13 protein-coding genes are annotated in these 24,067 nt (G+C 73.6%); 12 read left to right on the top strand and 1 reads right to left on the bottom strand.

Features of this window, described 5'->3' with window-relative positions; genetic code table 11:
- Positions 1-113: 113 nt before the first annotated feature.
- Complete coding sequence (locus AB0L34_RS05915; protein ID WP_363702280.1) at positions 114-452, bottom strand: hypothetical protein; 339 nt, start codon at positions 450-452, stop codon at positions 114-116.
- A 373-nt stretch (positions 453-825) separates the two neighbouring features.
- Here AB0L34_RS05915 and AB0L34_RS05910 point away from each other — a divergent pair, with 373 nt between their 5' ends.
- The 12 genes from AB0L34_RS05910 (at position 826) to AB0L34_RS05855 (ending at position 24,032) form a co-directional block, all read left to right on the top strand.
- Positions 826-1,137 (top strand): hypothetical protein, encoded by a 312-nt coding sequence (locus AB0L34_RS05910; protein WP_363702278.1) that lies wholly within the window; start codon positions 826-828, stop codon positions 1,135-1,137.
- Between the two features lie 24 nt (positions 1,138-1,161).
- On the top strand, positions 1,162-2,298 hold the full coding sequence (locus AB0L34_RS05905) for a hypothetical protein (RefSeq protein WP_363702276.1): 1,137 nt from the start codon (positions 1,162-1,164) through the stop codon (positions 2,296-2,298).
- A 443-nt stretch (positions 2,299-2,741) separates the two neighbouring features.
- Positions 2,742-3,533 carry an alpha/beta fold hydrolase gene (locus tag AB0L34_RS05900; protein WP_363702274.1) on the top strand — a complete coding sequence of 264 codons (792 nt, stop codon included), beginning with the start codon at positions 2,742-2,744 and terminating at the stop codon, positions 3,531-3,533.
- A gap of 144 nt (positions 3,534-3,677) precedes the next feature.
- Positions 3,678-4,685, top strand: coding sequence for a class I SAM-dependent methyltransferase (locus AB0L34_RS05895; protein WP_363702272.1), 1,008 nt, complete (start codon positions 3,678-3,680; stop codon positions 4,683-4,685).
- The gene (locus AB0L34_RS05890) at positions 4,682-7,315 is read left to right on the top strand and encodes an amino acid adenylation domain-containing protein (RefSeq protein WP_363702270.1); all 2,634 of its coding nucleotides are present in this window, start codon (positions 4,682-4,684) and stop codon (positions 7,313-7,315) included. The genes AB0L34_RS05895 and AB0L34_RS05890 overlap by 4 nt, the downstream gene beginning before the upstream one ends.
- Complete coding sequence (locus AB0L34_RS05885) at positions 7,296-8,465, top strand: potassium transporter TrkA (RefSeq protein WP_363702268.1); 1,170 nt, start codon at positions 7,296-7,298, stop codon at positions 8,463-8,465. The genes AB0L34_RS05890 and AB0L34_RS05885 overlap by 20 nt, the downstream gene beginning before the upstream one ends.
- Positions 8,456-9,814: a DUF6002 family protein gene (locus AB0L34_RS05880; RefSeq protein WP_363702266.1), complete on the top strand. Its 1,359-nt coding sequence runs from the start codon at positions 8,456-8,458 to the stop codon at positions 9,812-9,814. Before AB0L34_RS05885 ends, AB0L34_RS05880 begins: the two co-directional genes overlap by 10 nt.
- The gene (locus tag AB0L34_RS05875) at positions 9,811-12,186 is read left to right on the top strand and encodes a non-ribosomal peptide synthetase (RefSeq protein ID WP_363702264.1); all 2,376 of its coding nucleotides are present in this window, start codon (positions 9,811-9,813) and stop codon (positions 12,184-12,186) included. The genes AB0L34_RS05880 and AB0L34_RS05875 overlap by 4 nt, the downstream gene beginning before the upstream one ends.
- Positions 12,183-13,859 (top strand): beta-ketoacyl synthase N-terminal-like domain-containing protein, encoded by a 1,677-nt coding sequence (locus AB0L34_RS05870; protein WP_363702262.1) that lies wholly within the window; start codon positions 12,183-12,185, stop codon positions 13,857-13,859. The genes AB0L34_RS05875 and AB0L34_RS05870 overlap by 4 nt, the downstream gene beginning before the upstream one ends.
- The gene (locus tag AB0L34_RS05865) at positions 13,856-17,359 is read left to right on the top strand and encodes an amino acid adenylation domain-containing protein (protein WP_363702260.1); all 3,504 of its coding nucleotides are present in this window, start codon (positions 13,856-13,858) and stop codon (positions 17,357-17,359) included. Before AB0L34_RS05870 ends, AB0L34_RS05865 begins: the two co-directional genes overlap by 4 nt.
- Entirely contained in the window at positions 17,356-19,674 is a 2,319-nt protein-coding gene (locus tag AB0L34_RS05860; protein WP_363702258.1) for a lantibiotic dehydratase, read from the top strand. The genes AB0L34_RS05865 and AB0L34_RS05860 overlap by 4 nt, the downstream gene beginning before the upstream one ends.
- Positions 19,671-24,032: an SDR family NAD(P)-dependent oxidoreductase gene (locus AB0L34_RS05855; RefSeq protein WP_363702256.1), complete on the top strand. Its 4,362-nt coding sequence runs from the start codon at positions 19,671-19,673 to the stop codon at positions 24,030-24,032. Before AB0L34_RS05860 ends, AB0L34_RS05855 begins: the two co-directional genes overlap by 4 nt.
- The last annotated feature ends 35 nt before the right edge of the window (positions 24,033-24,067 follow it).

Here is a 24,067-nt window from a genome sequence, read left to right as displayed (position 1 = left end):
ACGGGAGGCCCGGCGTGTCCATCGCCCTGTCCACCCCGCCCATCGCGATCGTGCCGCCGAGGGTGAACAGGGCGGTCACGGCGCACACAGCCCCGGCGCCGCAGCATCCCCCGTCACGCTGACCGGCTGGGCTTGGTGAGGTCAGCCAGCACCGCCCCGGCGATGGCACCCATGACCTGTGCGGGGACGTAGGCGGCGAGCCCTCGGGCGGTCAGGCCGGTGCCGGTGCGGCGGCCGAGACACCGGTCGACGGTGGAGACGACCGGGTTGAAGTGCGCCGGGTCGGGCACGCTCTGGGCGGCGAGCACCTCGCCGACCTGGTCGGCGACCCGGGCCGGCATGGTGGCGGCCGGCGCGAGGGGCATGAGCGCCGGCAGCAATGTGCGCTCGTTGACGAGCAGCGCGACCTGCGGTCGCCACGGAGGCAGGGTGGCGTACCAGTCGCCGAGCAATGTCGTGGACCGCTCGCCGTCATGCGGGGCGGACGGCCGATGCGTCGGCGCAGCTTCGCGGTCGCGCGCAGGAGGAACATGCGTCGATCCTGCCGCCTGCGCGTACGCGGTGCCGCGACTGTCTGCAGCAGTGTCAGCGTGAGTCGGTACCAGGCATCCTCGGTCTGACCATGCAGGTTGGGGGCTGCAGGCGGCGATCCGCGCCAGCGTGGTGTTGGCCGGACGGCCTGTGCTGATAAGCAGCAGGTCGGCGGCCCGTCGGCAGGCCGCTTGCGCTCACCTTGCGCCTTGCTCGACAGCGAGGCGGGGCAGCGATCAGCTCGGTGGACATGGTGGCTCGGGACGACGTGCGGGGCTGTCATAGGGTGCTGCGGTGGGTTCACTCAGCCGGGCCGAGCTGGACGCGTTGGTCGGCGAGGCGACGGTCGACGCTTACGACGATGATGAGCAGCTGACTGGCCTCTACACGATGATCGAGGGCAACCTGGCGGTGCCGTTCACGACGCAGGTTCTGGGTGTCGAGGTGACGGTGCGGCGGGTTGACCTGCGCCACGGCGGCGTGGTCGCGATCTGCCATCGCGGTCGAATCCGGCAGGCGGTCGGGATTCTGGATCTTCCATTGCCGGAGCCATCACCGCCCGGCGCGGAGTGGATCGAGGCGTACCGGCACTGGGCTGGTGGATGATCATCATGGCGGAGGGTGTCGGCGGTGAGTGAGTACCAGTACTACGAGTTCGTGGCGGTCGACCGGCCGTTGACGTCGACGCAGCAGCGGGAGCTGCGGGCGTTGTCGACGCGGGCGCGGATCACGCCGTCGAGTTTCGTCAACGACTACCAGTGGGGTGACCTGAAGGGCGACCCGCGGGAGTGGATGCAGCGGTACTTCGACGCGTTCCTGTACCTGGCGAACTGGGGAACCCACCGGGTCGCGCTGCGGATACCGATCGCGGTGCTCGATCCGCGCACGGCCGCGCAGTACTGCGTCGGCGAGTCGGCCTGTTCCTGGGCGACCCGCTCACACGTGATCCTTGATCTGTACAGCGAGGACGAGGACGGCGACGACGTCTACGAGGGCGGCGGCCACCTCGCCGCGATCCTTCCCGCCCGGGCCGAGTTGGCCGCCGGAGATCGGCGCCTGCTGTACCTGGCGTGGCTGCTGTGCGTACAGGTCCGGGAGCTGGACGACAACGAGCCGGAGCCGCCCGTCCCACCTGGTCTGCAGGACCTCTCCGGGCCGCTGCACGCCCTGGTCGACTTCCTACGGCTGGACCCGGACCTGCTCGCCGTGGCAGCCGAGACGAGCGCGCCACTGAAGGAGAGGACGCCGTCGATGGCGGTGCTGTCCCGCTGGGTGAAGGCGCTGCCCGAGTCGGAGAAGGACGACGTTGTCCTACGGCTGTTGCGCGGCGACGACGCTCACCTGCGGTCGGAACTGCTGGCCCGACTCCGCGGCACGACTCCGAACGACAGCACCGGCGGTCGCCGTACGGTCGGGGAGCTGCTGGCTGCCGCGGGGCAGCGCAGGTTGCGACGGCAGCGGCTCGCCCGCGAGCGCGAGGCCGCCGAGCGGGAGCGTCGTGAGCGGGCTGCCGCCGCCGCCCGCGAGCAGCACCTGAATGCGCTCGCCGGGCGGCAGGAGCAGGCGTGGCAGCGGGTGGCCGCGATGATCGAGACGAAGAGGCCGAAGGAGTACGACGCTGCCGTCGAGCTGATGGTCGACTTGAAGGCGCTGGCCGATCGGGACGGCGACACCGAGGTGTTTCACCAGCGCGTGCGGCAGCTGCGGGAACGGCATGCCCGTAAGCCAAGCCTGCTGGACCGCCTCGACCGGGCCGAGCTCAGCTGACTGGCACAGTTTCCATCAACCGCCGCTGCTTTCGGCCGCCAGCATGATCACGATAAGAATGCCCGGCCCCGGTCTGCGGGACCTGCAACCCTTGTGAGGTGCGGGACGCGGGTTGCCAGTTCCAGATCCGCCCCGATGACGGTTTTCGGCAGGTACGCCGGCACGTGCCACCCGGCATCGACGGTGTGATCCTGGCCGGCAGCGAATTCGGCTCCCTCCAGCGACTGCACCGCTGGAGGGCAACTGCGGTGCAAGGGATCTCAGGCTGCCCGTGATCAGCTTCAATCAGGCCAGCCCTGTGGCACTGCCTGCGGCTGTTCGGGGGCGCGTACCGCTGACCGGCTTGGAAAGCTTGCTGACCGTCTGATTGTCGTCCATTGCGGAGCCGCCCGAGGGTCTCGGCCAGGGCGGCTCCGCTCCATGGTTGACCTATGCTCGCGGTCATGTCCCTGGTGAGTGCGGGCGGCGGGAGCCGCTGGTTCGGGTCAGTGGCGCGGTCCACCGGCGATGCGCAGGTCTTCGTCTTCCCGTACGCCGGTGGCATCGCCGCGTCCTTCATGGAGTGGCAGGCGATGGCCGAGCCGGAACTGTCTTTGCAGGTCGCGCTGATGCCGGCCAGAGGGATCCGGATGCACGAGCCGCCCGTCGACGACGTTACGGAGCTGGTGGATCAGCTGGCGACGGCGGTCATCGAGCGGGTGTCGGGGCCGTTCCTGCTGTTCGGGCACAGCCTGGGTGCGCTGGTGGCGTTCGAGGTGACCCGGGAGCTGCGCCGCCGGGGCGCGCCCGATCCGCTGGCGTTGCTGGTCAGCGGGGCCGAGGCGCCGCAGACCCGGCTGATCAGGCAGCGCTGTCACGAACTCGACGACACCGGCCTGATCGAGGCGTTGCGCGACTTCGGGGCCACCCCGGCCGGACTGCTGGCGGACCGGGAGATGATGGAGCTCATCCTGCCGGGTATCCGGGCGGACTTCGCCCTGTCCGAGCGGTACGCCTACCGCGCCGAGCCGCCGCTGGAGCTGCCGGTGCACGTGCTGCTCGGCGACGGGGACGAGCACGTGGACCTGGACCGGGCGGCCGGGTGGGCGCTGGAATGCGCAGCCCCGCCACAGCGACATGTGTTCGCCGGCGGGCATTTCTTCCTGACTGACCACCAGTCGGAAATCTTGGACATTATGCGCCGCATTGTCGCCGATCACACCGCTGTGGCGCAATCATCGACAAAGGATCGGTAAGGACTTCTGCCCATACCAGGGCTTCCATTGTGTCGGGTGTTCGACCTGGCGGGCCGGCGGAACGCGGTGTTACAGTTCGCCATCCGTTCGTCGAAGGGACGTCGCTGACGAGGCGGCAAAACCGTTGCGTGCGCCGAGGTGCTCATGAGCTCGTCGTACTTGCCGTCTTTGATTCTGCGGGAGTACCTGCACACGGTGGCGACCGTCCACCCCCAACTGCGCGAGATGCTTGATTTCGAGCGCCCGGGTGCGGCTGCGGCGCTGGCGGAACTGGCCGCCACCGTGAGCGAGTTCGACACCGACTCCACCGGCCGGGGCGACTCTTATCGCCGGGCCCAGCGCGACACCCTGGTGCGTTGGACCGGAATGCGGCAACTGCTGGATCTCGCCACTCCGGCCGGATCCGAGCCGGTCACCCTCATCCTGGACGTGCTCGGCGGCGACGGCACCGTGGCGCGCGCGGCGAGCAGCCAGTCCGCCTGCTTCGAGTCCAAACTGGAGTTCATCACCGGCGACATGTCCGGCCACATGATCGACAAGGCGCTCGCGCAGGGCCTGCCCGCCGTACGCCAGGCCGCGCACTTCCTGTTTCTGCGCGACGCCAGCCTGGACGCGGTGCTGCTCGCCTACGGAACGCATCACATCCCGGCACACCAGCGGCCGCTGGCGGTGGCGGAGGCGGCCCGGGTGGTCCGCCCCGGTGGCCGGATCGTGCTGCACGACTTCGACGAGTCGAGCCCGATGGCCGGCTTCTTCGGTGAGGTGGTGCATGCGCACGCCTCCGGTGGCCACGACTACCAGCATTTCAGCCGGGCGGAACTGACCAGCCTGTTCGCCCAGGCCGATCTGCCGGTACGCATCGTCGACCTCTATGACCCGCTGATCGTGCGCGCCGACACCGCACAGTCCGCGTACGCGCGGATTCGCGACTATGTCGGCGACATGTACGGAGTACGGGAGTATTTCGCGACCCTGCGCGATGACGAGGTGTGGCGGTTGCTGACGCGCCACTTCGACCACACCGGCTACCTGGCCGCGCTCGGTGGCCGTGACGGCATCCCGGCGCGGCCGGTCGTCTACCGGGCCGACGGGCAGTTCGTCGCCGAGGTGCCCCGGATGGCGATCGTCGCGGTCGCGACTAGGACGGCATGACCCCCATGTCCAGCCCGCGCTACCTGCTCGATCTGGTACACCGGCCCTCGGGCGCCGACGCCGAACGGCCCGCGATCGTCGCCCCCGACGGTGAGCTGAGCTACGCACAGCTGTGGGAGCGGGTCGGCGCGACGGCCGAACTGCTGCGCCGGGCCGGGATCAGGCCCGGTGACCTGGTCGGCCTCTACCTGCACCGGTCCGCCGACTACGTGACCTCGCTGCTGGCGACGCTCACGGTGGGCGCGGTCGCGGTGCCGGTCGATCCCGAGCTACCCTCCGGCCGGGCCGAGCAGATGCTCGCCATTGCCGCACCCCGGCTCGTCCTGTACGCGGACCGGCCCGCCACCGTCGCCGCGCCGGCGGGCACGGGCTGGCGCGATGTGCGTACCGCCAGGGTGGTGGCGGGGACCGATCTGCCGGATCGCGCGGGCTGGCTGCCGCCGGGGGAGCAGGCCGCGCTGGTGTTGTTCACCTCGGGTTCCACCGGCCAGCCGAAGGGTGTCGTGCTGCACCACGCCGGGCTGGTCAACCGGCTGGCCTGGGGCCACGACTGGTTCGGTTTCGCCGCCGACGACCGGGTGCTGCACAAGGCGTCGATCGGGTTCGACGCGTCGGTGCACGAGATCTTCTCCCCGCTCATCGCCGGTGGCACCGTGGTCATCGCGGGGCCGGGCCTGCAATTCGACACTCTCGGCCTGGTCCGGCTGATCCAGCGGGAAGCCGTCACCACCGCGCATTTCGTGCCGACCATGCTGCGGCACGTACTCGACGAGCCGGAACTCGCCGGATGCGTCACGTTGCGGCGGGTGCTGTGCGGCGGTGAGGCGCTGGACATGCAGCTGGTCCGGCGGTTTCGTGCGGCGCTGCCGTGCGGGCTGTTCAACGGGTACGGCCCGAGCGAAACCTCGATCAACGTGTCCTACTGGGACTGCTCCGAGGCGTACGCGGGCAGCATCGCCCCGGTCGGCCGGATCATCGGCGGGGTGTCGGCGCGGGTGCTGGACGAGGAGTTCCGGCCGGTCGCCGACGGCGAGACCGGTGAGCTGTGGATCGGCGGGGTCGCGGTCGGCCTGGGCTACCTGCGCGACGACGAGCGGACAGCGCAACTCTTCCGACCCGATCCGGCACACCCGGGTGCCCGGCTCTACCGCACCGGTGACCTGGTACGGGTCGCGCCGGAGGGTTTCCTGGAGTTCCGGGGCCGGGTCGACGACCAGGTCAAGATCCGGGGCATCCGGGTCGAGCCGGGCGAGGTCGCCGCGGTGCTGCGCAAGCATCCCGCCGTGCACGACGCGGTGGTCGTGGCCGCGCCGGACGAGGATTCCGGGCCGCGCCTGGTCGGGTACGTCGTGCCGCAGCCACGGCGGGCCCCGACGATCGGCGGACTGACCCGGTTCCGGCTGCCCAACGGCATGGCGGTGACGGCGGCGTCGCCGGACGAAGCGGTCTTCCTCTACCGGCAGATCTTCGACCACGCGGAGTATTCACGGTTCGGCGTACGCCTCGGTGACGGTGCGGTCGTTGTCGATGTCGGCGCCAACATCGGCCTGTTCTCCCTGTGGGCGACCCGGCAGGCGCGCGACGTGCACCTGATCGCGGTCGAGCCGAACCCGGACACCCTGCCGTACCTTCGGGCCAACCTCAGCCTCTACGCCGAGTCCGCATCCGTCGTCGAGGCCGCGGTGACCGATACGGCGGGCACGGCCAAGCTGATCTCGTTTCCCGAGCTGAGCTACCTGTCCGGCCTGGGCGCCGACCGGGCCGAAGCCGCGTCGGACCTGGTCCGCTCGCATTACCGGCAGGGTGGCGGCGACGCCGACGAGGCCGAGCAGGCCGCGCTGCTGGCCGACGCGCACCGACGCCTGACGCCGGTGGCGCACGTGGTGCCGACGGTGACCCTGTCCGAGCTGTTGGACCGGTTCGGGCTGGACCGGGTCGACCTGCTGAAGGTCAACACCGAGGGCGCCGAGCTGAGTGTGCTGCGCGGCCTGCGCCCGGAGCACTGGCCCCGCATCGGCCAGGTGTGCCTGGAGGTCGAGCGCAGCAGCGTGACCGCGCCGCAGGTGCGCGAGCTGCTGTCGGCGGCCGGGTTCGAGGTGCACGAGATCGGTGACTGGAACGTCGGCGCGGACGCCGACGTCAGCTACATCTACGCGATGCGGCCGCAGGACCAGCCGCAGGCGGCCTCGCCCTGGGACGAGCCCGCCGACCAGCTGCTGACAACCGGGCTGCTCCAGGGATACCTGGCGTCGGTGCTGCCGCCCGCGATGCACCCGGACCAGCTCGTCTTCGTCGACAGCCTGCCCCGCCTGCCCAACGGCAAGGTGGCCCGGCTGGAGCTGCCGCCACCACCCCGGCGGCACACGGAAGCGGCCCCGGAGCAGGGCAGCGCCCTCGCCGACCGGCTGCGCGAGGCGTGGCGGGTCACGCTCGGCGTCGATGCCGTCCAGGACGACGACAACTTCCTCGCCCTCGGCGGGCACTCGCTGACCGCGCTGCGGGTGGCGCACCGGGTGCGCGAGATGGCCGACCTGGAGGTGTCCCCGGCGAGCTGCCTGCGCGCCGGGTCCTTCGCCGACTGGCTGGCCCGGGTCACGGACGCGAGACGCGATGTCCGCCCCCCTCGGTAACGCGCCGCGGCACGTCGTCGTGGTGGGCAGCGGCCAGCTCGCCCGCTCGCTGTGCGATTCCCTGGCCTCGGTGCGAACCCCCCAGCGGATACGCGTGACCGTGCTGGCCCGCGACCTGACCGCCGCGGCCGGCGCGGCCCGGGGCGCGCAGGTGTGCGCCACCGTCGCCGGGACCCGGGTCGACTTCACCGCCCAGCCGTTCACCGCCGAACCGTCCACCGACCCCGGCGACGGGTACGCCGCCGACGCCGCGTCGATGGCCCGGCTACGCCCCGACGTGCTGGTCTGCGCCGCGTCGACCCAGTCGCCGTACGAGCGGGTGCACGCGCCGTCGGCCTGGACGGAGCTGGTCGCCACGGCCGGCTTCGGGGTGACGCTGGCGTTGCAGGCCGAGCTGGTGTCCCGGCTGGCCGCCGCGCTGGCCGGCGGCGCACCGGACGCGGTGCTGGTCAACGGCTGCTTCCCGGACGCGGTCAACCCGCTGCTGGCAGCGCTGAATCTGCCCGTGCTGTGCGGCATCGGCAACGTGGCGACCCTGGCCGCGTGTCTGGACGCCGCGCTGGGCCGTCCCGGGCCGCGGCGGCTGGCGGTGCTCGGCCACCATGCCCACCTCGCCGCGCCCGGCCCGGACAACACCGGGGACGGCACCGCCGAGGTACGCGCCTGGCTGGACGGCCTGCCCGTCCCGGACGTCACCGGGCTGCTGGCCGACTACCGTGCCCTGCCCCGGCCGGAGCTGAACGCGCTGGCCGGACACGCCGCCGCCGCCCTGGTGGCGGGGCTCGCCACCGGCGCGGGTGAGGTCGTGGCGAGCCTGCCCGGGCCGCTGGGCCTACCGGGCGGCTATCCGGTCCGGCTCCACGGTGGCCGGGCCGAGCTGCGGCTGCCGCCCGAGGTCAGCGCGGCGCAGGCCGTCGCCTGGAACACCGCCGCCGGGCACCGTGACGGCGTCGAGGTCAGCGACGGCCACGTGCGCTATCCGGAGCGTGCCCGGGCGGCGCTGTCGGCGTACCAGCCGGAACTGGCCGAAGGCTGGCGCGTGACCGACCTGCCTGAGGTCTTCGCTCGGTTCATCGCCCTGCGCGACCATCTGCGAACGGTGCCACCGGCGCCGGCGCCTCGTGTGTTGGAGGAATCCCGATGCCCGTGACCGCCCCGACCACACGCAACCTGATCACCGACTACTACGACGTCATCGCCTCGGCGGTGGATCAGTGCGGCGCCGTCCCCGGCGGCCCTGCCGGGACGCCCGGCTTCGCGCCCGGCTTCGACCTGCCCGAGCTGACCCCGGCGGTGCGCGAGTTCTACGCCGCCGCCACCGCGAGCTGGTCCCGGTTGGGCGAATACGGCGGGCACGACCTCCAGCTGCTCGACCTGACAGCGAACCCGGGCACCCAGACCACCAAGACGTTCGCGTCGATGGTGATCGTCGCCCGCGCGGTGGAACACGTCCGGCGCACCGGGGACCGGCTGTGCATCTTCACGCCGACCTCCGGCAACAAGGGTGTCGCACTGCGCGACGCGGTGGCCCGCGCCTACGCGGCCGGGCTGGTGACGCCGGAGCAGCTGTCCATCGTGGTGCTGGCACCGCAGTCGACCCGGCACAAGTTCCGCCAAGACGCGCTGGCCGCCGACCCGCGGTCGCGCCAGGCCAACCCGCTGCTGCGGTACACCGGCAGCGACCCGGAGGGTGTGAAGGCGCTCGGCCGCGCGTTCGTCGACGAGTACGCCGCCACGATGCACGACACGCACGGCGTCACGCTGTGGTACAGCCTGGACCTGAAGAACTACCTGGTCGCGGACGCCGCCCGGGCCGCCTTCGAGGCTGACGTGGCCCCGGCCGGCGCTGCCCGCCCGCGCTGGCACGCGCACGCCGTCTCCAGCGCTTTCGGCCTGCTCGGCTACAACCTGGGCCGCGACGTGCTCGAAGCGGCGGGCAAGGCCAGCCCTGCCGACCGCCCCGGCTTCCTGCTCGTGCAGCACCTCGGTACGCCCGACATGGTGCTCAGCCTGCGCCACGGTTCGTTCGAGCGGGACAACTGCCCGGCGTACACCCTGGATGAGGGTGTGGGCGCCTGGACGCAGGACAAGGACGCGCACTTCCCGGCCGTCACCGACGACCCGGCCGAGGTGCTCGACCCCACCTTCTACACCCACCGCCCGGTGACCTCCCCGGCGATGAACGCGTTGATCGAGCGGCACGGCGGCGACGGCATCGTCGTGTCGCGGCGCGAATGCGCCCAGCGCTACCCGGTGGCCCGGGACTGGCTGGCCAACGCCGGGCTCACGCTGCCCGCCGACCCCGAGCACCTGCGGGAGTGGTCGATCGTGATGGCGCTGACCGGTGTCTGCAACGCCATCGACCGCGGCCTGGTACCGGCCGGGCACGACATCGTGGTGCACGGCACCGGGAGCTACTCCAACGACTTCGCCGTCGCCGACGCGGACGCCCAGGTGTCCACGGTCGCCGACGTCGCGGCCGCCGTCCTGAACACATGATGAGCCTGGCGTACTCCGACCGCCCGCTCGGCCTGTCACCCGAGCGGGCTGCGTGGCTTGCCGCGCAGGCCGACGCCGCCGGGGTCACCCCGGCTGCGGTGGTCCTCACCGCGACCGCCCTGCTGGTACGCCGGTACACCGGCGCCCAGGTCGTGACGCTGCGGCACGGCGACGACCTGGTGGCGCTGGACCTGACCGCCGACGCCCCGATCCGCGAGCTGTGGCGGTCGGTGCGCCCGGCACCGCCGGGTGCCGCCCCCGACGCCAGCGTCCAGTTGGGCCCTGACCTGGTCGGAGGCGTCCTGTCGGGGCTGCCCGGCGACTACGCCGACGACCTGTGCGCCGACCTGGCCGAGTTCCTGTCCGCTCTGGACCCGGCCGCGTCGTCGGCCGACGTGTTGTCGTCGGCCCGCTACGAACAGCGCCCGGCACCACAACTGGCCCGGCTGCACGGCGGCGACGGCACCGAAGCCGACGGCGTACGCGGTGACACGATCCCGGCCGCGTTCGCATCGGTCGTCGCCACGTACCCGCAGCGGACGGCGGTGCTGGCCGACGACGCGACCGTGACCTATCGCGAGCTCGGCGCCGCCGTAGCCGCGACCGCCGTGGCCCTGGCCGATCCGAGCGACGTCGCAGCGCCGCCCGCACCCGTCGGGGTGCTGTGCCGCCACGGCGTCGCCACGGTCACCGGCATCCTGGCGGTGCTGGCGTCGGGGTCCGCGTACGTGCCGCTGGACACCGTGTTCCCGCCGGTCCGGCTGGCCGGGATGCTGCGCGACGCCGGGGTGCGGGCCATCGTCACGGACCCCGAGCACGCGCGGCTCGCCGCCACGCTGGCCGCCGACGCCGGGCTGCCGGAGCTGCCGATCATGCACCTCCAGCCGGGCACATCCCACGCCGACCTGTCGGTGCTGCGGGGGCCCGCACGGCCGGACGACCCGGCGTACGTGCTCTACACCTCGGGGTCGACCGGAACGCCGAAGGGCGTGGTGCAGAGCCACCGCAACGTGCTGTTCGGCGTACGCAACCACGTGCGTAACTTCGCCGTCCGGCCGGACGACCGCACCAGCGTGCTCACCTCGTTCGGCTACGACATGGCGGTCACCGACACGTTCAGCGCCCTGCTGTCCGGCGCCGCCGCCGCCCCCGTCGACGTCCGCGCACACGGCCTCGGCCACCTGACCAGCGCCCTCGCCGACCGGGACGTCACGATCTACCACTCCACCCCGACCGTCTACCGATACCTCGTGGCGAGCCTGGGCGAGGGCGGGCGGCTGCCGTCGATCCGCGCCGTCGTGCTCGGCGGCGAGGAGGTGACCAGGCACGACGTGGCGCTGGCCCGGCGGTCGTTCGCGCCCGGCGTGGTGTTCGTCAACGGATACGGCACCACCGAGATCAGCTTCGCCGCGCAGCACCACCTGCCGCCCGGCGCGGAGCTGGAGCAGGCCGTCGTGCCGATCGGGCACCCGCTGCCGGGCATCGAGGTGGTCCTGGCCGACCCGGCCGGACGCCCGACCTGCCTGACCGGCGAGGTGATCGTGCGTACACCGCACGTCGCGCTGGGCTACCTGGGCCTGCCGGAACTCACGGCGGCCCGGTTCATCGAGCACGGCGGGGTGCGGGCGTACCGGACCGGGGACATCGCGCGGCGGCTGCCCGACGGGATGCTGGTCTACCTGAGTCGCAGCGACCGGATGGTGAAGATCCGCGGCTATCGGGTGGAGCTGGGCGAGATCGAAGCCCACCTGGCCGGGCTGCCCGGGGTGGGCCAGGCGGCCGTGGTGGCCCGGCGCAGCGCGGCCGCGTCCGGCACCGGCGAGCACGAGATCATCGCGTACGCGGTCCCGGCCATGGGGGCGAGCATCGAGCCGGGACGGCTGCGGGAGCAGTTGGCGGCGGTGCTGCCGGACTTCATGGTGCCCCGGGCCGTGGTGGCGGTGGCGCAACTGCCGATGGGCCCGACCGGCAAGCTCGACCAGGCAGCCCTGCCCGATCCGGATGCCGAGGCCGTACGAACCGTCGCGGGGGCTGGCGGGCCGCCGTCGGGGCCGGTCGAGGAGTTGATCGCGGCGGGCTGGTGCGCGGTGCTGGGACTGCCCGCCGTGGACCGTCAGGTGAGCTTCTTCGAGTTGGGCGGGCATTCCCTCCAGCTCGCCCTGCTGCAGCGGCACCTGGAGGAACGCCTCGACCGCCGGGTGCCGCTGGCCCGGCTGGTGGAGTTCCCGACGGTGGCGGCGCTGGCGGCACACCTGGGGGTGGCGGCGGGCGCTGACGGCGTACCGGCGGATGGTCGTTTGGCGGCAGTCGGGCACCGGATGGCGCGGCGCAGAGCCGCGCGGGGCGGTGGCGGCGGGGAGGGTGGGACGTGAGCGAGGACCAGATCGCGGTGGTGGGCCTGTCCTGCCGGGTGCCCGGCGCGGACGACGCACCCGCCATGTGGCGGAACCTGCTGTCCGGGGTGGACTCGGTACGTCGGTTGACGGCTGCCGAGGGTGCGCCCACCGACCCCGACTGGGTGCCGGCGTTCGGGCGGCTCGACGACCTGGACAGTTTCGACGCAGACCTGTTCGGCTATCCCGCCGAGCTGGCGGCACTGCTCGATCCACAGCACCGGCTGTTCCTCGAGGTCGCCTGGCGCGCCCTGGAGGACGCCGGAATCGATCCCGACCGCGACCCGGCCCAGGTCGGCGTGTTCGCCGGGTGCGGCCCCAACCGCTACCTGCACCATCACCTGCTGGGCAACCCCGCTCTGAAGCCCGGCTTCGGTGGCCTGGCGGAGGACTGGGACGACGCGCTGACCGGCTCGGGCTGCGACTACCTGCCGACGCGCACCGCGTACGCGCTGGGGCTGGCGGGACCGGCCGTGGCGATCCAGACCGCCTGCTCGACATCGCTGGTCGCGGTGTGCCAGGCGGCGCAGAGCCTGCTGGACTACCGCTGTGACGTGGCGATCGCGGGTGGCTCGGCGGTGGTCTCGACCCGGCAGGCCGGTTACCGCCTGCGGCCGGGCGGCCTGCTGGCCACGGACGGGGTGTGCCGTCCCTACGACGCGGCCGCGACCGGGCAGGTGTTCGGCAACGGTGCCGGTGCGGTGGTGCTCAAGCGCCTCGCCGAGGCGCGTGCCGACGGCGACAACGTCTACGCCGTCCTCCCCGGTTGGGCCGTGAACAACGACGGTGCCGATCGGCCCGGCTTCACCGTACCGGGCGTGGCGGGGCAGGCGGCGGTGCTGGCGGAGGCGCTGGCGTCGGTGGGCTGGGACCCCGCCGACGTGGGCTATCTGGAGGGCCACGGCACCGGCACCCCGGTGGGGGACGCGATCGAGGTCGACGCCCTGACCCGGGTACGCCGGGGCAGCCGCAGCCCGCTGCTGCTCGGCTCGGTGAAGGGCAACCTCGGCAACCTGGACGCCGCCGCCGGCGTGATCTCCCTGATCAAGGCCGTGTACGCCGTCCACACCGGACACGTGCCGGGGACGGCGCACTTCACCGGCGCGCACCGCGACGTCGACCTGGCCGCGGCGGGTGCCGAGGTCAGCGCGCAGACCCGGCCGTGGGCCGGACAGCGGCGGGCCGGGGTCAGCTCGTTCGGCCTCGGCGGCACCAACGCGCACGTGCTGGTGGAGCAGGCGCCCGATGCGAACGACCATGACGATCCGGACAGCTCCGGCGGCGAGCTCGGCCAAGAAGGTCATGGCCGGGTGGTGCTGGGGCTGTCGGCGGGGAGCCCGGCGGCGCTGCGCGAGCTGGCCCGGCGGCTGGCCGAGCGGCTGGCCGTCGGTGACGTCGCCGTGGCGGACGTGGCACACACGCTGGCGGTCGGACGGCGGCGGCTGGCATATCGGGGTGCGGTTGCGTGTGCCAACGCCGAGGACGCGGTCGGGCAGCTGACCGCGCTCGCGCAGGGCGCACCGGTGGCCGACGACGCCGCCGCGCGCTCCTGGCAGGACGGTGACGACCTGCCCGTGGCGCCGGGGCGGCGGGTTCCGCTGCCCGGATATCCGTTCCAGCGGACCAGACACTGGATCGAGGCAATGCGATGACCGGCCCCCACCTGCCCTATCCCGAGCTGTGCCTGCCCGACCTGGTCGCCGGGCACGCCCAGCGGCGTCCCCACGCGCCCGCCGTCGTGCAGGGTGACCTGACACTGAGCTACGGCGACCTCGTCGGCCGGGCCAGCGCCCTCGCCGCGTCGCTGCGCGCTCACGGCATCGCCCCGGACGACCTCGTCGGTGTCTGCGTGGACCGCCGTCCGGACCTGGTGGTCGCCCTGCTCGGCGTGCAGGCGGCGGGCGCGGGGTATGTCCCGCTCGACCCGGCGCTGCCGCCGCAGCGGCTGCGCGAACTGTCCGCCGAGGCCCGCCTCCACGTCATCGTGGGTGCGCCCACCGCCGCACCCGAAGCCTTCGGCGACCTGACCGTGCTGGGCGTACCAGCCGAAACAGTGCCCTGGCAGCCGACGCCCGCGACGCTCTCCACCACGGCGTACGCGATGTTCACGTCCGGGTCGACCGGGCAGCCCAAGGGCGCGGTGATCGAGCACCGGGCGCTGACCGAGAAGGTCGTCAACATCGCGGACTTCGCCGACTACGGCGAGGCGACCCGCTGCCTGGCCTTCGCCTCGATCGGCTTCGACGCGTCGGTGGCCGACCTGCTCGCCCCGCTCGCCGCCGGGAGCACGGTCGTGCTGGCCGGCGACGCCGAGCGGGCCGACCCGACCCGGCTCTACCAGGTGTGCGCCGAGCAGAGCGTCGACGTCGTGGTGCTGCCGCCGCCGATCCTGCCGCTGCTGGACCCGGCCCGGCTGCCCGGCGTACGACTGGTGATGACCGGCGGGGAAGCCACCGGCCCGGAGCAGGTCGGCCGGTGGACCGCGGGAGGCCGCCGGTTCATCAGCGTCTACGGCCCGACCGAGGCGACGGTGCTGGTGACCTGGTTCGAGGGCAGCGGCATCTGGACCGGGCCCATCCCGATCGGCAAGCCCGCCGCCAACCACCGCATCCACCTCGTCGACGACAGCCTGCGCGAGGTCGGTCCCGGTGAGATCGGCGAGGTGCTCGCCGGCGGGACGGGACTCGGCCGCGGGTACCTGTTCGACGCCGCGCGTACGGCGGAGCGCTTCATCCCGGATCCGTTCACCGAGCAGCCCGGGCAGCGGCTCTACCGCACCGGTGACCTGGCCCGATGGCTGCCGGACGGAAGCCTGGAATTCCTCGGCCGCGCCGACCGGCAGGTCAAGATCCGGGGACAGCGGATCGAGCTCGGCGAGGTGGAGGCGGTGCTGCGCCGCCACCCCGAGGTCGGCAACGCCAGCGTCCAGGCGCGCGGCGGCCCCGGCGGCCAGGAACTCGTCGCGTACGTGGCGACCGGCCTGGACGTGGCGGACCTGCGCGCCTACTGCGCGCGGCTGCTGCCGCCCGCGGCCGTCCCGGCGCGGATGGTCACCATGGCCGCGCTGCCCATCACCATCAACGGCAAGATCGACACCGAGCGGCTGGCCGCACTCACCGCCGCCGAACCCGCCCCGGCACCCCAGGGCGAGGCGCCGGCCACCGACACCGAGTGCCTGATCGCGCAGGCCTGGGCGGCGCTGCTGGACGAGCCGGCCGTCGGCCGCGACGCCGACTTCTACGACCACGGCGGACACTCGATCACCGCGATGCGGCTGGTCGCCGACCTGCGGGAACGGCTGGGCCGCGACCTCGCGATCGAGGACGTGCTGCTCGGGCGAACGCTGCGCGGCATCGCCGCCCGCGCCGACGCCGCCGCCGAGGCCAGCCCCGCCACCGCCACCCGGGGCCGACCACCGGCCCTGTCCCCGGCGCAGCAGCGGCTGTGGTTCCTCGACCGCTACTTCCTCGCCGCCGCGTCGGCCTACAACGTCGCCTTCGCCGAACGGCTCACCGGCCCCCTCGACATCGCGGCCCTGGCCACGGCGCTCACCGCCGTCGCCGACCGCCAGCAGATCCTGCGCTGGCGCATCCCGGACACCGACGGCGTCCCGTACGCCGTGGCCGACCCGTCCGCGACGGTGCCGTTGCCCGTGCGCGAACTGGCCCCGGGCACGGACCTCGCCACACACCTCGCGGCAGGTGCGGCGGCACCGTTCACGCTCGCCACCGACACGCTGTGGCGGGCCGAACTGATCCGGACCGGCACCGACGAGCACGTGCTGGCCGTCTACGCCCACCACGCCGTCTTCGACGGCTGGTCCCAGTCACTGTTCTACGCCGACCTCGCCACCGCCTACCGCGCCGCACTCGGCGACGGGACGCCGCTGCCGCCACTGCCCGCCACCTACGGCGACTATGTCGCGTGGCGCGCCGACCGCGCCCGGCGACGCGCCGAGCAGGACCTGGACTGGTGGCTGGAGCACCTCACCGGCGTACCCGTCGTGCTCGAGCTGCCCGGGGGACGAGACCGGCCCGCCGAACAGACCTTCACCAGCGCGACCGTGACCACCCGGCTGGACCGGGCCGCGACGGCCGCCCTCACCGACCTCGCCGCCGGACTCGGCGCGACCCCGGCCGCCGCCGTGCTGGCCGCGTTCGCGCTGGTACTGGCCCGACGCACCGGCCACCCCGACCTGGTCATCGGCACACCCACCGTGGACCGGCGAGCCGCAGAATTCGAGCAGATGGTCGGGTTCTTCATCGAGATCGCACCACTGCGGCTGCGTCAGACCCCCGACACGGGCTTCGCCGAGCACGTGCGCGCCGCGTGGGAGGAACTCCTCGCCGCGCTCGCGCACCCGGAAGCACCGGTGGAACGCATCGTCGGCGGGCTCGGCCTCGGCGGCCAGCTGGACCGCAGCCCGCTGGTGCAGGTGCTGTTCAACATGTACACCTTCGACGAGCCGACGCTGGACCTGGCCGGGCTCGACAGCGAGCCGGTGCCGGTGGCCGCGCCCGGGTCGCCGTTCGACCTCACCCTCTACGGCGTGACCCGCGACGGGCAACTGCGAGTCGAGATCGTCTTCAACCCGGACGTCTACGGCACCGACCTGATGACGGCCGTGCTCGGCGAGGTCGAGCAGATACTCCGCGCCGGAGCCGCCGATCCGAAGAACCCCGTGTCACAGCTGCCCGGCTGGACGGCCATCCCCGCCGGGACGCCGGGCGACGTGACCCGGGCCGCCCGGGTCAAGCGGGCCGTGGGCCGGTCAGGCGCGATCACCCAGCGCCCGGCCACCGCCACCGAACGCCAGATCGCGTCGGTCTGGTGCAACGTGCTCGGCGTACCAGAGGTGGCGGCGACGGACAGCTTCTTCGACGTCGGCGGTGGCTCCCTAGCCGTCGCCGTCGTGCAGCGGCAGCTCAACCGGCTCCTCGGCACGAACCTGCGGCTGGTGGACCTGTTCCGCCATCCGACCGTCCGCACGCTCGCCACGCACCTCGACGGCGCTCGCGCATCCACGCAATCGCCTGTGGAAAGCGCCGAGGACGCGGCGGTGCGACGGGCCACGCGCCGCGGTGCCACCCGCCTCCAGCGCGTCCGGCGCCGCTCCACCGGCGAGCCCGCCGTGGAGGATGATCGGGCGTGACGCATCTGGTCCCACTCGGCGACACCGGCTGGTCGGTCTGGCGTGACGCGCTGCTGCGCAGCGCCGGCTTCCCCGCCGACGGCCTGGACCGCTTCGCCGCACCGGACTGCGCCGACGCCGCCGACCGGCACCTCGCCGGTGACCTCGACGCGTCGGCGTTCACGGCCGCGTACGCCGACGCCACCCGGGCGTCCTCGGCGGCGGTGTGCGAGCTCGCCGCCGACCCGCTGTTCCGTGAGGCCGTGACCTGGCAGAACCCGGACGTCCTGGTGGCGCTCGACGGGCTGGTCAAGGACGGCCCCGACGGGCCACGCAACGTCCGCCGCCGGGGCCGGGAGAACGTCGTCGCCGGGTACTGGCAACGCTATGTCGCCAAGTGCGAAACCATCGGCTTCTTCGGGCCGGTGTGCTGGGGCACCGTCGAACCCGGCCCGGCCACCATCACCACCAAGCCCGGCCCCGGCCTGCTCCGCCAGCGCACCGTCCACCTCGAATACTGGGCCCTGTCCGCGTACGCGGACAGACTGGCGGCAGACCCGCTGGTGCGGGCGTGGCTGGCCCCGGCCCTGGCGCCGCACGCCCACCTGGACGGGCGGGTCGTGCACCGGCCCGCCCAGCGCCCGACGCCGGTGTCGCTGACCGAGTCGATCGCGCTGGCATGGTGCGACGGCAGCCGCCCCGCGCGGCAGATCGTCGACGACCTGGTCCGCGACGAGCAGACCGGCGTACGCCGGGCCGAGGAAGGCTTCCTGCTGCTGGCGCACCTGGCCGAACGGGGCCTGCTGCGCTGGGACTTCGACCTGCCGCAGGGCTTCGCCGCGGAGGCACGCCTGCGCGAGCGGATCGGCGCCATCGGCGACCCGGCGCTGCGGGAAAACACCCTGGCCGGGCTGAACCGGCTCGCCGAAGCCCGGACCCGGGTCGCCGACGCCGCCGGCGACCCCACCGCACTGGCCGACGCGTTGTCCGCGCTGGACGCCGAGTTCACCGAACTGACGGGGCTGCCGCCGCGCCGCCGGGCCGGGCAGAACTACGCCGGGCGGGCGCTGTGCCACGAGGAGACCGCCCGCGACGTGGAGTTCACGGTCGGCACCGGCCTGCTCGACGCCCTGGCCCCGGCACTGGCGTGTGCGTTGCAGGCGGCGCGCTGGCTCACCGCCGAACTGGCCACGGCGTACGGCGACGCACTGCGCGACCTCTACGCCGAGTTGAGCGGCGACGGGCCGGTCCGGCTCGGCGACCTGTGGTTCCTCGCCCAGGGCCCGCTGTTCGGGCCCGGCGACCGGCCCGTCGACCGGGTCGCACACGAATTCGCCTCCCGCTGGGAACGGGTGCTCGGCCTCGCCGACCTGCCCGCCGACGCCGCGCGGCTGGAGGCCAGCTCGGCCGAGCTGGCGCCCCGGGTGGCCGCGCAGTTCCCGGCGACCCGCCCCGGCTGGAGTGCCGGCCGGGTGCACAGCCCGGACCTGCAGATCTTCGCGGAGTCGCCGCAGGCGCTGGCCGACGGCGAGTTCGCAGCGGTGCTCGGTGAGCTGCACGCGGCGTACGCGACGTTCAACGCCGAGCTGTTCACGCACTGCCATCCCGACCCGGACCGGCTGCGGCGCGCGTACGCGGCGGACCTGGGCTCGGGACGGCTGCGCCCGATCTACCCGGTCGACTTCCCCCGGGTCGGCGGCCGGTTGTCGGCGTCGCTGTCCGGGCCGGACGACCACCAACTCGCGTTCGCCGACGCGCCGGGCGCCCGGCGGGACCGGCTCGTGCCGGCCAACGCCGCCCTGGTGTCCGAAGCGGACGGCACCATGGTGGCGACCGGGCCCGACGGCACCCGCTGGCCGCTGGTCGAGGTGTTCTCCGACCTGATCGCGGTGCACGCCGCCGACGCGTTCAAGCTGATGACCGAGCGCCCGCACAGCCCCCGCGTCACCGTGGACACACTGGTGCTGGCCCGGGAGACATGGCGCACCACGGTCGGGCAGACCGGCCTGACCAGCGCCATCGACCAGGCACAGCGCTACCTCGCCGTACGCCGGTGGCGGGCCGCGCTGGGCCTGCCGGAGCGGGTCTTCATCCGGGTGGCCACCGAACTCAAACCCACGTACGCCGACCTGACCAGCCCGCTCTACGCCAACCGGCTCTGCCTGCTGCTGCGGGCGGCACACCGGGCGGGCGGCGACGACGTGCCGGTGACGGTGTCGGAGCTGCTGCCCGGGTCGCCGCAGGCGTGGCTGCCCGACGGCCAGGGCCGCCACTACGTCAGCGAGCTGCGCCTGCACATCAGCGACTCGGCCGAGCCGGAGGGGACGCCGTCATGAACGAGACAGTGGAGCCGATCGCCGTCGTCGGGCTCAGTCTGCGCGTACCGGGGGCGTCGTCGGCGGAGGAGTTCTGGCGCAACCTGGTCGACGGCACCGAGTCGTTCACCCGGTTCAGCCGGGCTGAGCTGCTGGCGCGCGGCGTCAGCGAGGACGAACTCGACGATCCGGCGTACGTGCCGGTGGCCGCCGTGCTCGACCAGTTCGACTACTTCGACGCGGGCCTGTTCGGAATGAGCCCGCGCGACGCGGAGCTGGCCGACCCGCAGCAGCGGCTGTTCCTGGAGCACGCGCACGCCGCCCTGATCGACGCGGGCTGCGACCCGACCCGCTACGACGGCGAGATCGGCGTCTACGCGGGCAGCAACGCCGACCTCTACCAGTGGCTCAACGTCCGGCGGAACCCGCAAACGCTGGCGGGCGCGGGCGAGCTGCGGGTGTCGCTGGGCAACAAGCCCGACTACCTGGCCAGCACCGTGTCGTTCCGCCTCAACCTGCGCGGCCCCGCGATGACCGTGCAGACCGCCTGCTCGTCGTCGCTGGTGGCGGTACACCTGGCCAGCGAGGCGCTGCGCAACGGCGAGTGCGACACGGCGCTCGCGGGCGGGGTGTGCGTGGAGCTGCCGCACGCCGTCGGGTACGTCGCCGACGACGGGTACACCTCCGCCGACGGGCACTGCCGCCCGTTCGACGCACAGGCCAACGGCACCGTCTACGGCAGCGGGGTCGGGGTCGTCGTGCTCAAGCGGCTCTCCGACGCGCTGGCCGACGGAGACGACATCCGGGCGCTGATCATCGGCAACGCGGTCAACAACGACGGCACGACCAAGGCGAGCTTCACCGCGCCCAGCGTCAGCGGGCAGCTGGAGGTCGTCGTGCAGGCCCTCGCGGTCGCCGGCGTCGCCCCCCGCTCGGTCAGCTACGTGGAGGCCCACGGCACCGGTACGGTCCTCGGCGACTCGATCGAGATCGCGGCGCTGACGGCGGCCTACGGGCGGCGCGCCACCGAGCGGGGCTGGTGTGGGGTCGGCTCGACCAAGGCCAACATCGGCCACCTCAGTGCGGCCGGTGGCGTGATCGGCCTGATCAAGACAGTGCTGTCGATGCAGCACCGGCTCATCCCGCCCAGCATCAACTACGACCGGCCGCACCCGGAGATCGACTTCGAGGCGAGCCCGTTCTACGTGGTGTCGACGCTGACCAAGTGGGAGCCCGAGGAGCAGCGGCCGCTGCGGGCCGGGGTGAGCTCCCTCGGCCTCGGCGGCACCAACGCGCACCTGCTGCTCCAGGAAGCACCGCCTCCCGCACCCGCCACGGCACCGGGTCACGGTGGTGGCGAGCTGATCCAGGTGTCCGCCGCGACCCCGGCCGCGCTGGCGGCGGCGTGCGCCCAGGTGGCCACCCGGCTCACCGACCGGCCCGAGTTGGCGCTGCACGATGTGGCGTACACCTTGCGGGAGGGACGGCCGGTCTATCAGCACCGGGCCGCCGTCGTCGCGGTGGACCGGACCCAGGCGGCCGCAGCGCTGGCCGACCCGAAGCGCCGGGCCAGCGGGGACGCCGCGACCGTGCCCCGCGTGGGCCTGCTCTTCTCCGGCCAAGGCTCGCAGCACCCCGGCATGGGCGCGCGCCTCGCCGCGACGGAGCCGGTGTTCGCGGCCACCGTCGACGAATGCGCCCGGATCCTCGGCTGGGACCCCCACGAGCTGATCTTCAGCACGGAGCCCGGCGCTGACGAGCGGCTGGCCGAACCCGCGGTGCTGCAACCCGCCCTGTTCACCGTCGAATACGCCACCGCGACGCTGTGGCGGCACTGGGGCGTCACGCCCGCCGCGATGATCGGCCACTCCATCGGTGAGCTGGTGGCGGCGACCGTGGCCGGGGTCTTCGACCTGCCCGACGCGCTGCGGCTCGCGGCCGCCCGGGGCCGCCTGGTCCAGGCCGCGCCGCAGGGCCGCATGCTCGCCGTGCAGCGCGGCGCCGACGAGGTCTCGCCCCTGCTGCCCGCCGGGGTCGCCGTGGCGATCAGCAACGCGCCCAACACCTGCGTGCTGGCCGGCGCACCAGAGCCGGTGACCGCCTTCGCCGACACGCTGCGCGAACGCGGCGTCAACTGCACGCTGCTGCGGTCGCCGTACGCGATGCACGCGCCACTGCTGGCCCCGGTGCGCGACGAGTTCGCGGCAATGGTGGCGGCGGTGCCGCGCCGGGCGCCGAACCTGCCGGTGTGGTCGGCCGCGACCGCCGCACCGTTCACCGACGAGCAAATCACCGACCCGGCGTACTGGGGGGAGCAGCTGGGCCGGCCGGTGCGGTTCGGGGCCACGGTGGCAGGGCTCGCCGCGACCGGTGCCGCCGACGAGTGGCTGCTGCTGGAGTGTGGTCCCGGCCGCCAGCTCGCCGGGCTCGCCCGGCTCAGCCTGCCGCAGGGGGCCAGGGCGCCGCTGCGTACGCTGCCCGCGCCGGGGGAGAAGCTGACCGACCGGCAGACCGCCTACGAGGCGGCGGGCCGGTTGTGGACGGCCGGGGTCCCCGTACGCCTGCCCACGCCCGACAAGCCACGCCTGGTGCCCCTGCCCGGGTACCCGTACCAGCGGACCAGGCACTGGATCGACCCGGCGCCGGCGGCCGCACCAGCCGAACCGGCCGCCGACCGCCGCTACGACGACGGGGTCGTCGAGGTACCGGTCTGGCACCAACTGCCCGCCACGGCACCCGCCGAGGCGCCCGGTCAGCTGCTGCTCTTCGCGGCCGGTGAGCGTGGCACGGCCCTCGCGGCCCGGCTGCGTGAGCGCGGCACCGACGTCACCGTGGTCCGCCCCGGGGCTGCCTTCGCCGTCCGCCCGGGCGGCTACCAGCTGCGCGCGACCAACACCGCCGACTACCAGCGGCTGCTCGACGAGTGCGCCGACGACGGTCGGGCCGCCCGGATCGTGCACGCGTGGGCGCTGGACGGCGACCCGGCCGGCAACGATGTGGATGCCGTGTCGGCGGCCCAGGAACACGGGTACTACGCGCTGCTGACGCTGCTGGACGCGCTGCCGGCCGCCGACGTGGAGCTGGATGTGGTCACCGCCGGACTGGCCGACGTGACCGGGGCCGACCTGGTGCGCCCGGAGCACGCCACGGCGGCCGGGGTGGTGCGTTCGGTGTCGCTGGAACGCCCGCAGGTGCGCTGTCACTGGATCGACGCCGACCCGGGCGACCTCGGCGTGGACGCGGTGGTGGACGAACTGCTCGGCACCGAGCGGGCCGAGACGGTCGCGCTGCGGCTGGGCGGCCGCCGCTGGACCCGCGAGTTCGTCCCGGTCCGGCCGGGTGGGCGTACCCCCTCCGGGTCGGGCATCCGCGACGGCGGCCGTTACCTGATCACGGGCGGCCTGGGCCGCGTCGGCGGCGCGTTCGCCGCCGAGCTGGCCCGGCGCGGCGCGCAGCTGGTGCTGGTGAGCCGCACCGCGCAGCCGCCGCCGGCCACGATCGAGGCCCTGGAGCAGGCGGGCGCCCGGGTGCGTCACCTCACCGCCGACGTGGCCGACGCGGACGCCATGCGGGCGGTACGCGACGAAGTCCTGCGTGACCTCGGCGGCCTCGACGGCATCATCCACGCCGCGAAGCTGCCCGACACCGGCCTGTCCGCCGGGTCGCGGCTGGCCGAGGCGGCGGCGGAACTGCGGCCGAAGGTCACCGGCACGCTGGTGCTGCGCGAGGTCTTCGGTGACCTGCCGCTCGACTTCGTGGCGCTGACCTCGTCGGTGACCGCGCTCGCAGGTGGCCTGGGCCGGGCCGACGACACGGCCGCCAACGCATTCCTCGACGCGTACGCGCGCAGCCCGCACGGCTGGCCGGCCCGCCTCGTGTCGCTGGCCTGGGGCGCGTGGCAGGAGGAGGGCGTGCCCGAACACGACGGGCTGCCCCCCGCGGCGGCGGTCGCCGCGGGGCAGCGGGTCCTCGCCGAGGGCCGCACCGGCACGGTGGCGATCGGCGCCTACACGGTGGCCGCGGTCGCGGGCCACGAGCGGCGACTCGGCTCGGCAGCCGCCACGGTGACCTCCACCGTGGCCGCCGCCGACGGCGACCTCACCGCCACCATCGCCCGGATCTGGGGTGACGTCCTCGGTGTCGCCGAGGTCAGCCCGCACGACAACTTCTTCCGGCTGGGCGGCACATCGCTGGTGGCGGCGCAGCTGGTGCTGCGCATCCGCCAGGCCGTCGGCGCCCGGCTGTCCATGCGGGTGCTGTTCGACGCGCCGACCGTCGCCGCGATGGCCGCCCGGATCGAGTCGCTGCGCGGCGCCCCACCGGCCGCCGACGCGGAGGCACCCATCCCGCGCCTCCGCAGACCGGGACAACTGGCATGACCGACTGCACCGCAGCGCAGCAAGGGCCAGGAGGG

Origin of the sequence: Micromonospora sp. NPDC052213 (genome assembly GCF_040679695.1) — a bacterium.
GTDB lineage: Bacteria > Actinomycetota > Actinomycetes > Mycobacteriales > Micromonosporaceae > Micromonospora.
The sequence above is the reverse complement of the archived record's forward strand: the minus strand, read 5'-3'. Positions and strand labels throughout refer to the sequence as shown.

What these genes read in the sequence shown, in the direction of transcription:
- AB0L34_RS05885 (WP_363702268.1), top strand. Translation starts at nt 7,296, where the DNA reads ATGTCCGCCCCCCTCGGTAACGCGCCGCGGCACGTCGTCGTGGTGGGC.
- AB0L34_RS05890 (WP_363702270.1), top strand. Translation starts at nt 4,682, where the DNA reads ATGACCCCCATGTCCAGCCCGCGCTACCTGCTCGATCTGGTACACCGG.
- AB0L34_RS05880 (WP_363702266.1), top strand. Translation starts at nt 8,456, where the DNA reads ATGCCCGTGACCGCCCCGACCACACGCAACCTGATCACCGACTACTAC.
- AB0L34_RS05900 (WP_363702274.1), top strand. Translation starts at nt 2,742, where the DNA reads ATGTCCCTGGTGAGTGCGGGCGGCGGGAGCCGCTGGTTCGGGTCAGTG.
- AB0L34_RS05895 (WP_363702272.1), top strand. Translation starts at nt 3,678, where the DNA reads ATGAGCTCGTCGTACTTGCCGTCTTTGATTCTGCGGGAGTACCTGCAC.
- AB0L34_RS05855 (WP_363702256.1), top strand. Translation starts at nt 19,671, where the DNA reads ATGAACGAGACAGTGGAGCCGATCGCCGTCGTCGGGCTCAGTCTGCGC.
- AB0L34_RS05865 (WP_363702260.1), top strand. Translation starts at nt 13,856, where the DNA reads ATGACCGGCCCCCACCTGCCCTATCCCGAGCTGTGCCTGCCCGACCTG.
- AB0L34_RS05875 (WP_363702264.1), top strand. Translation starts at nt 9,811, where the DNA reads ATGATGAGCCTGGCGTACTCCGACCGCCCGCTCGGCCTGTCACCCGAG.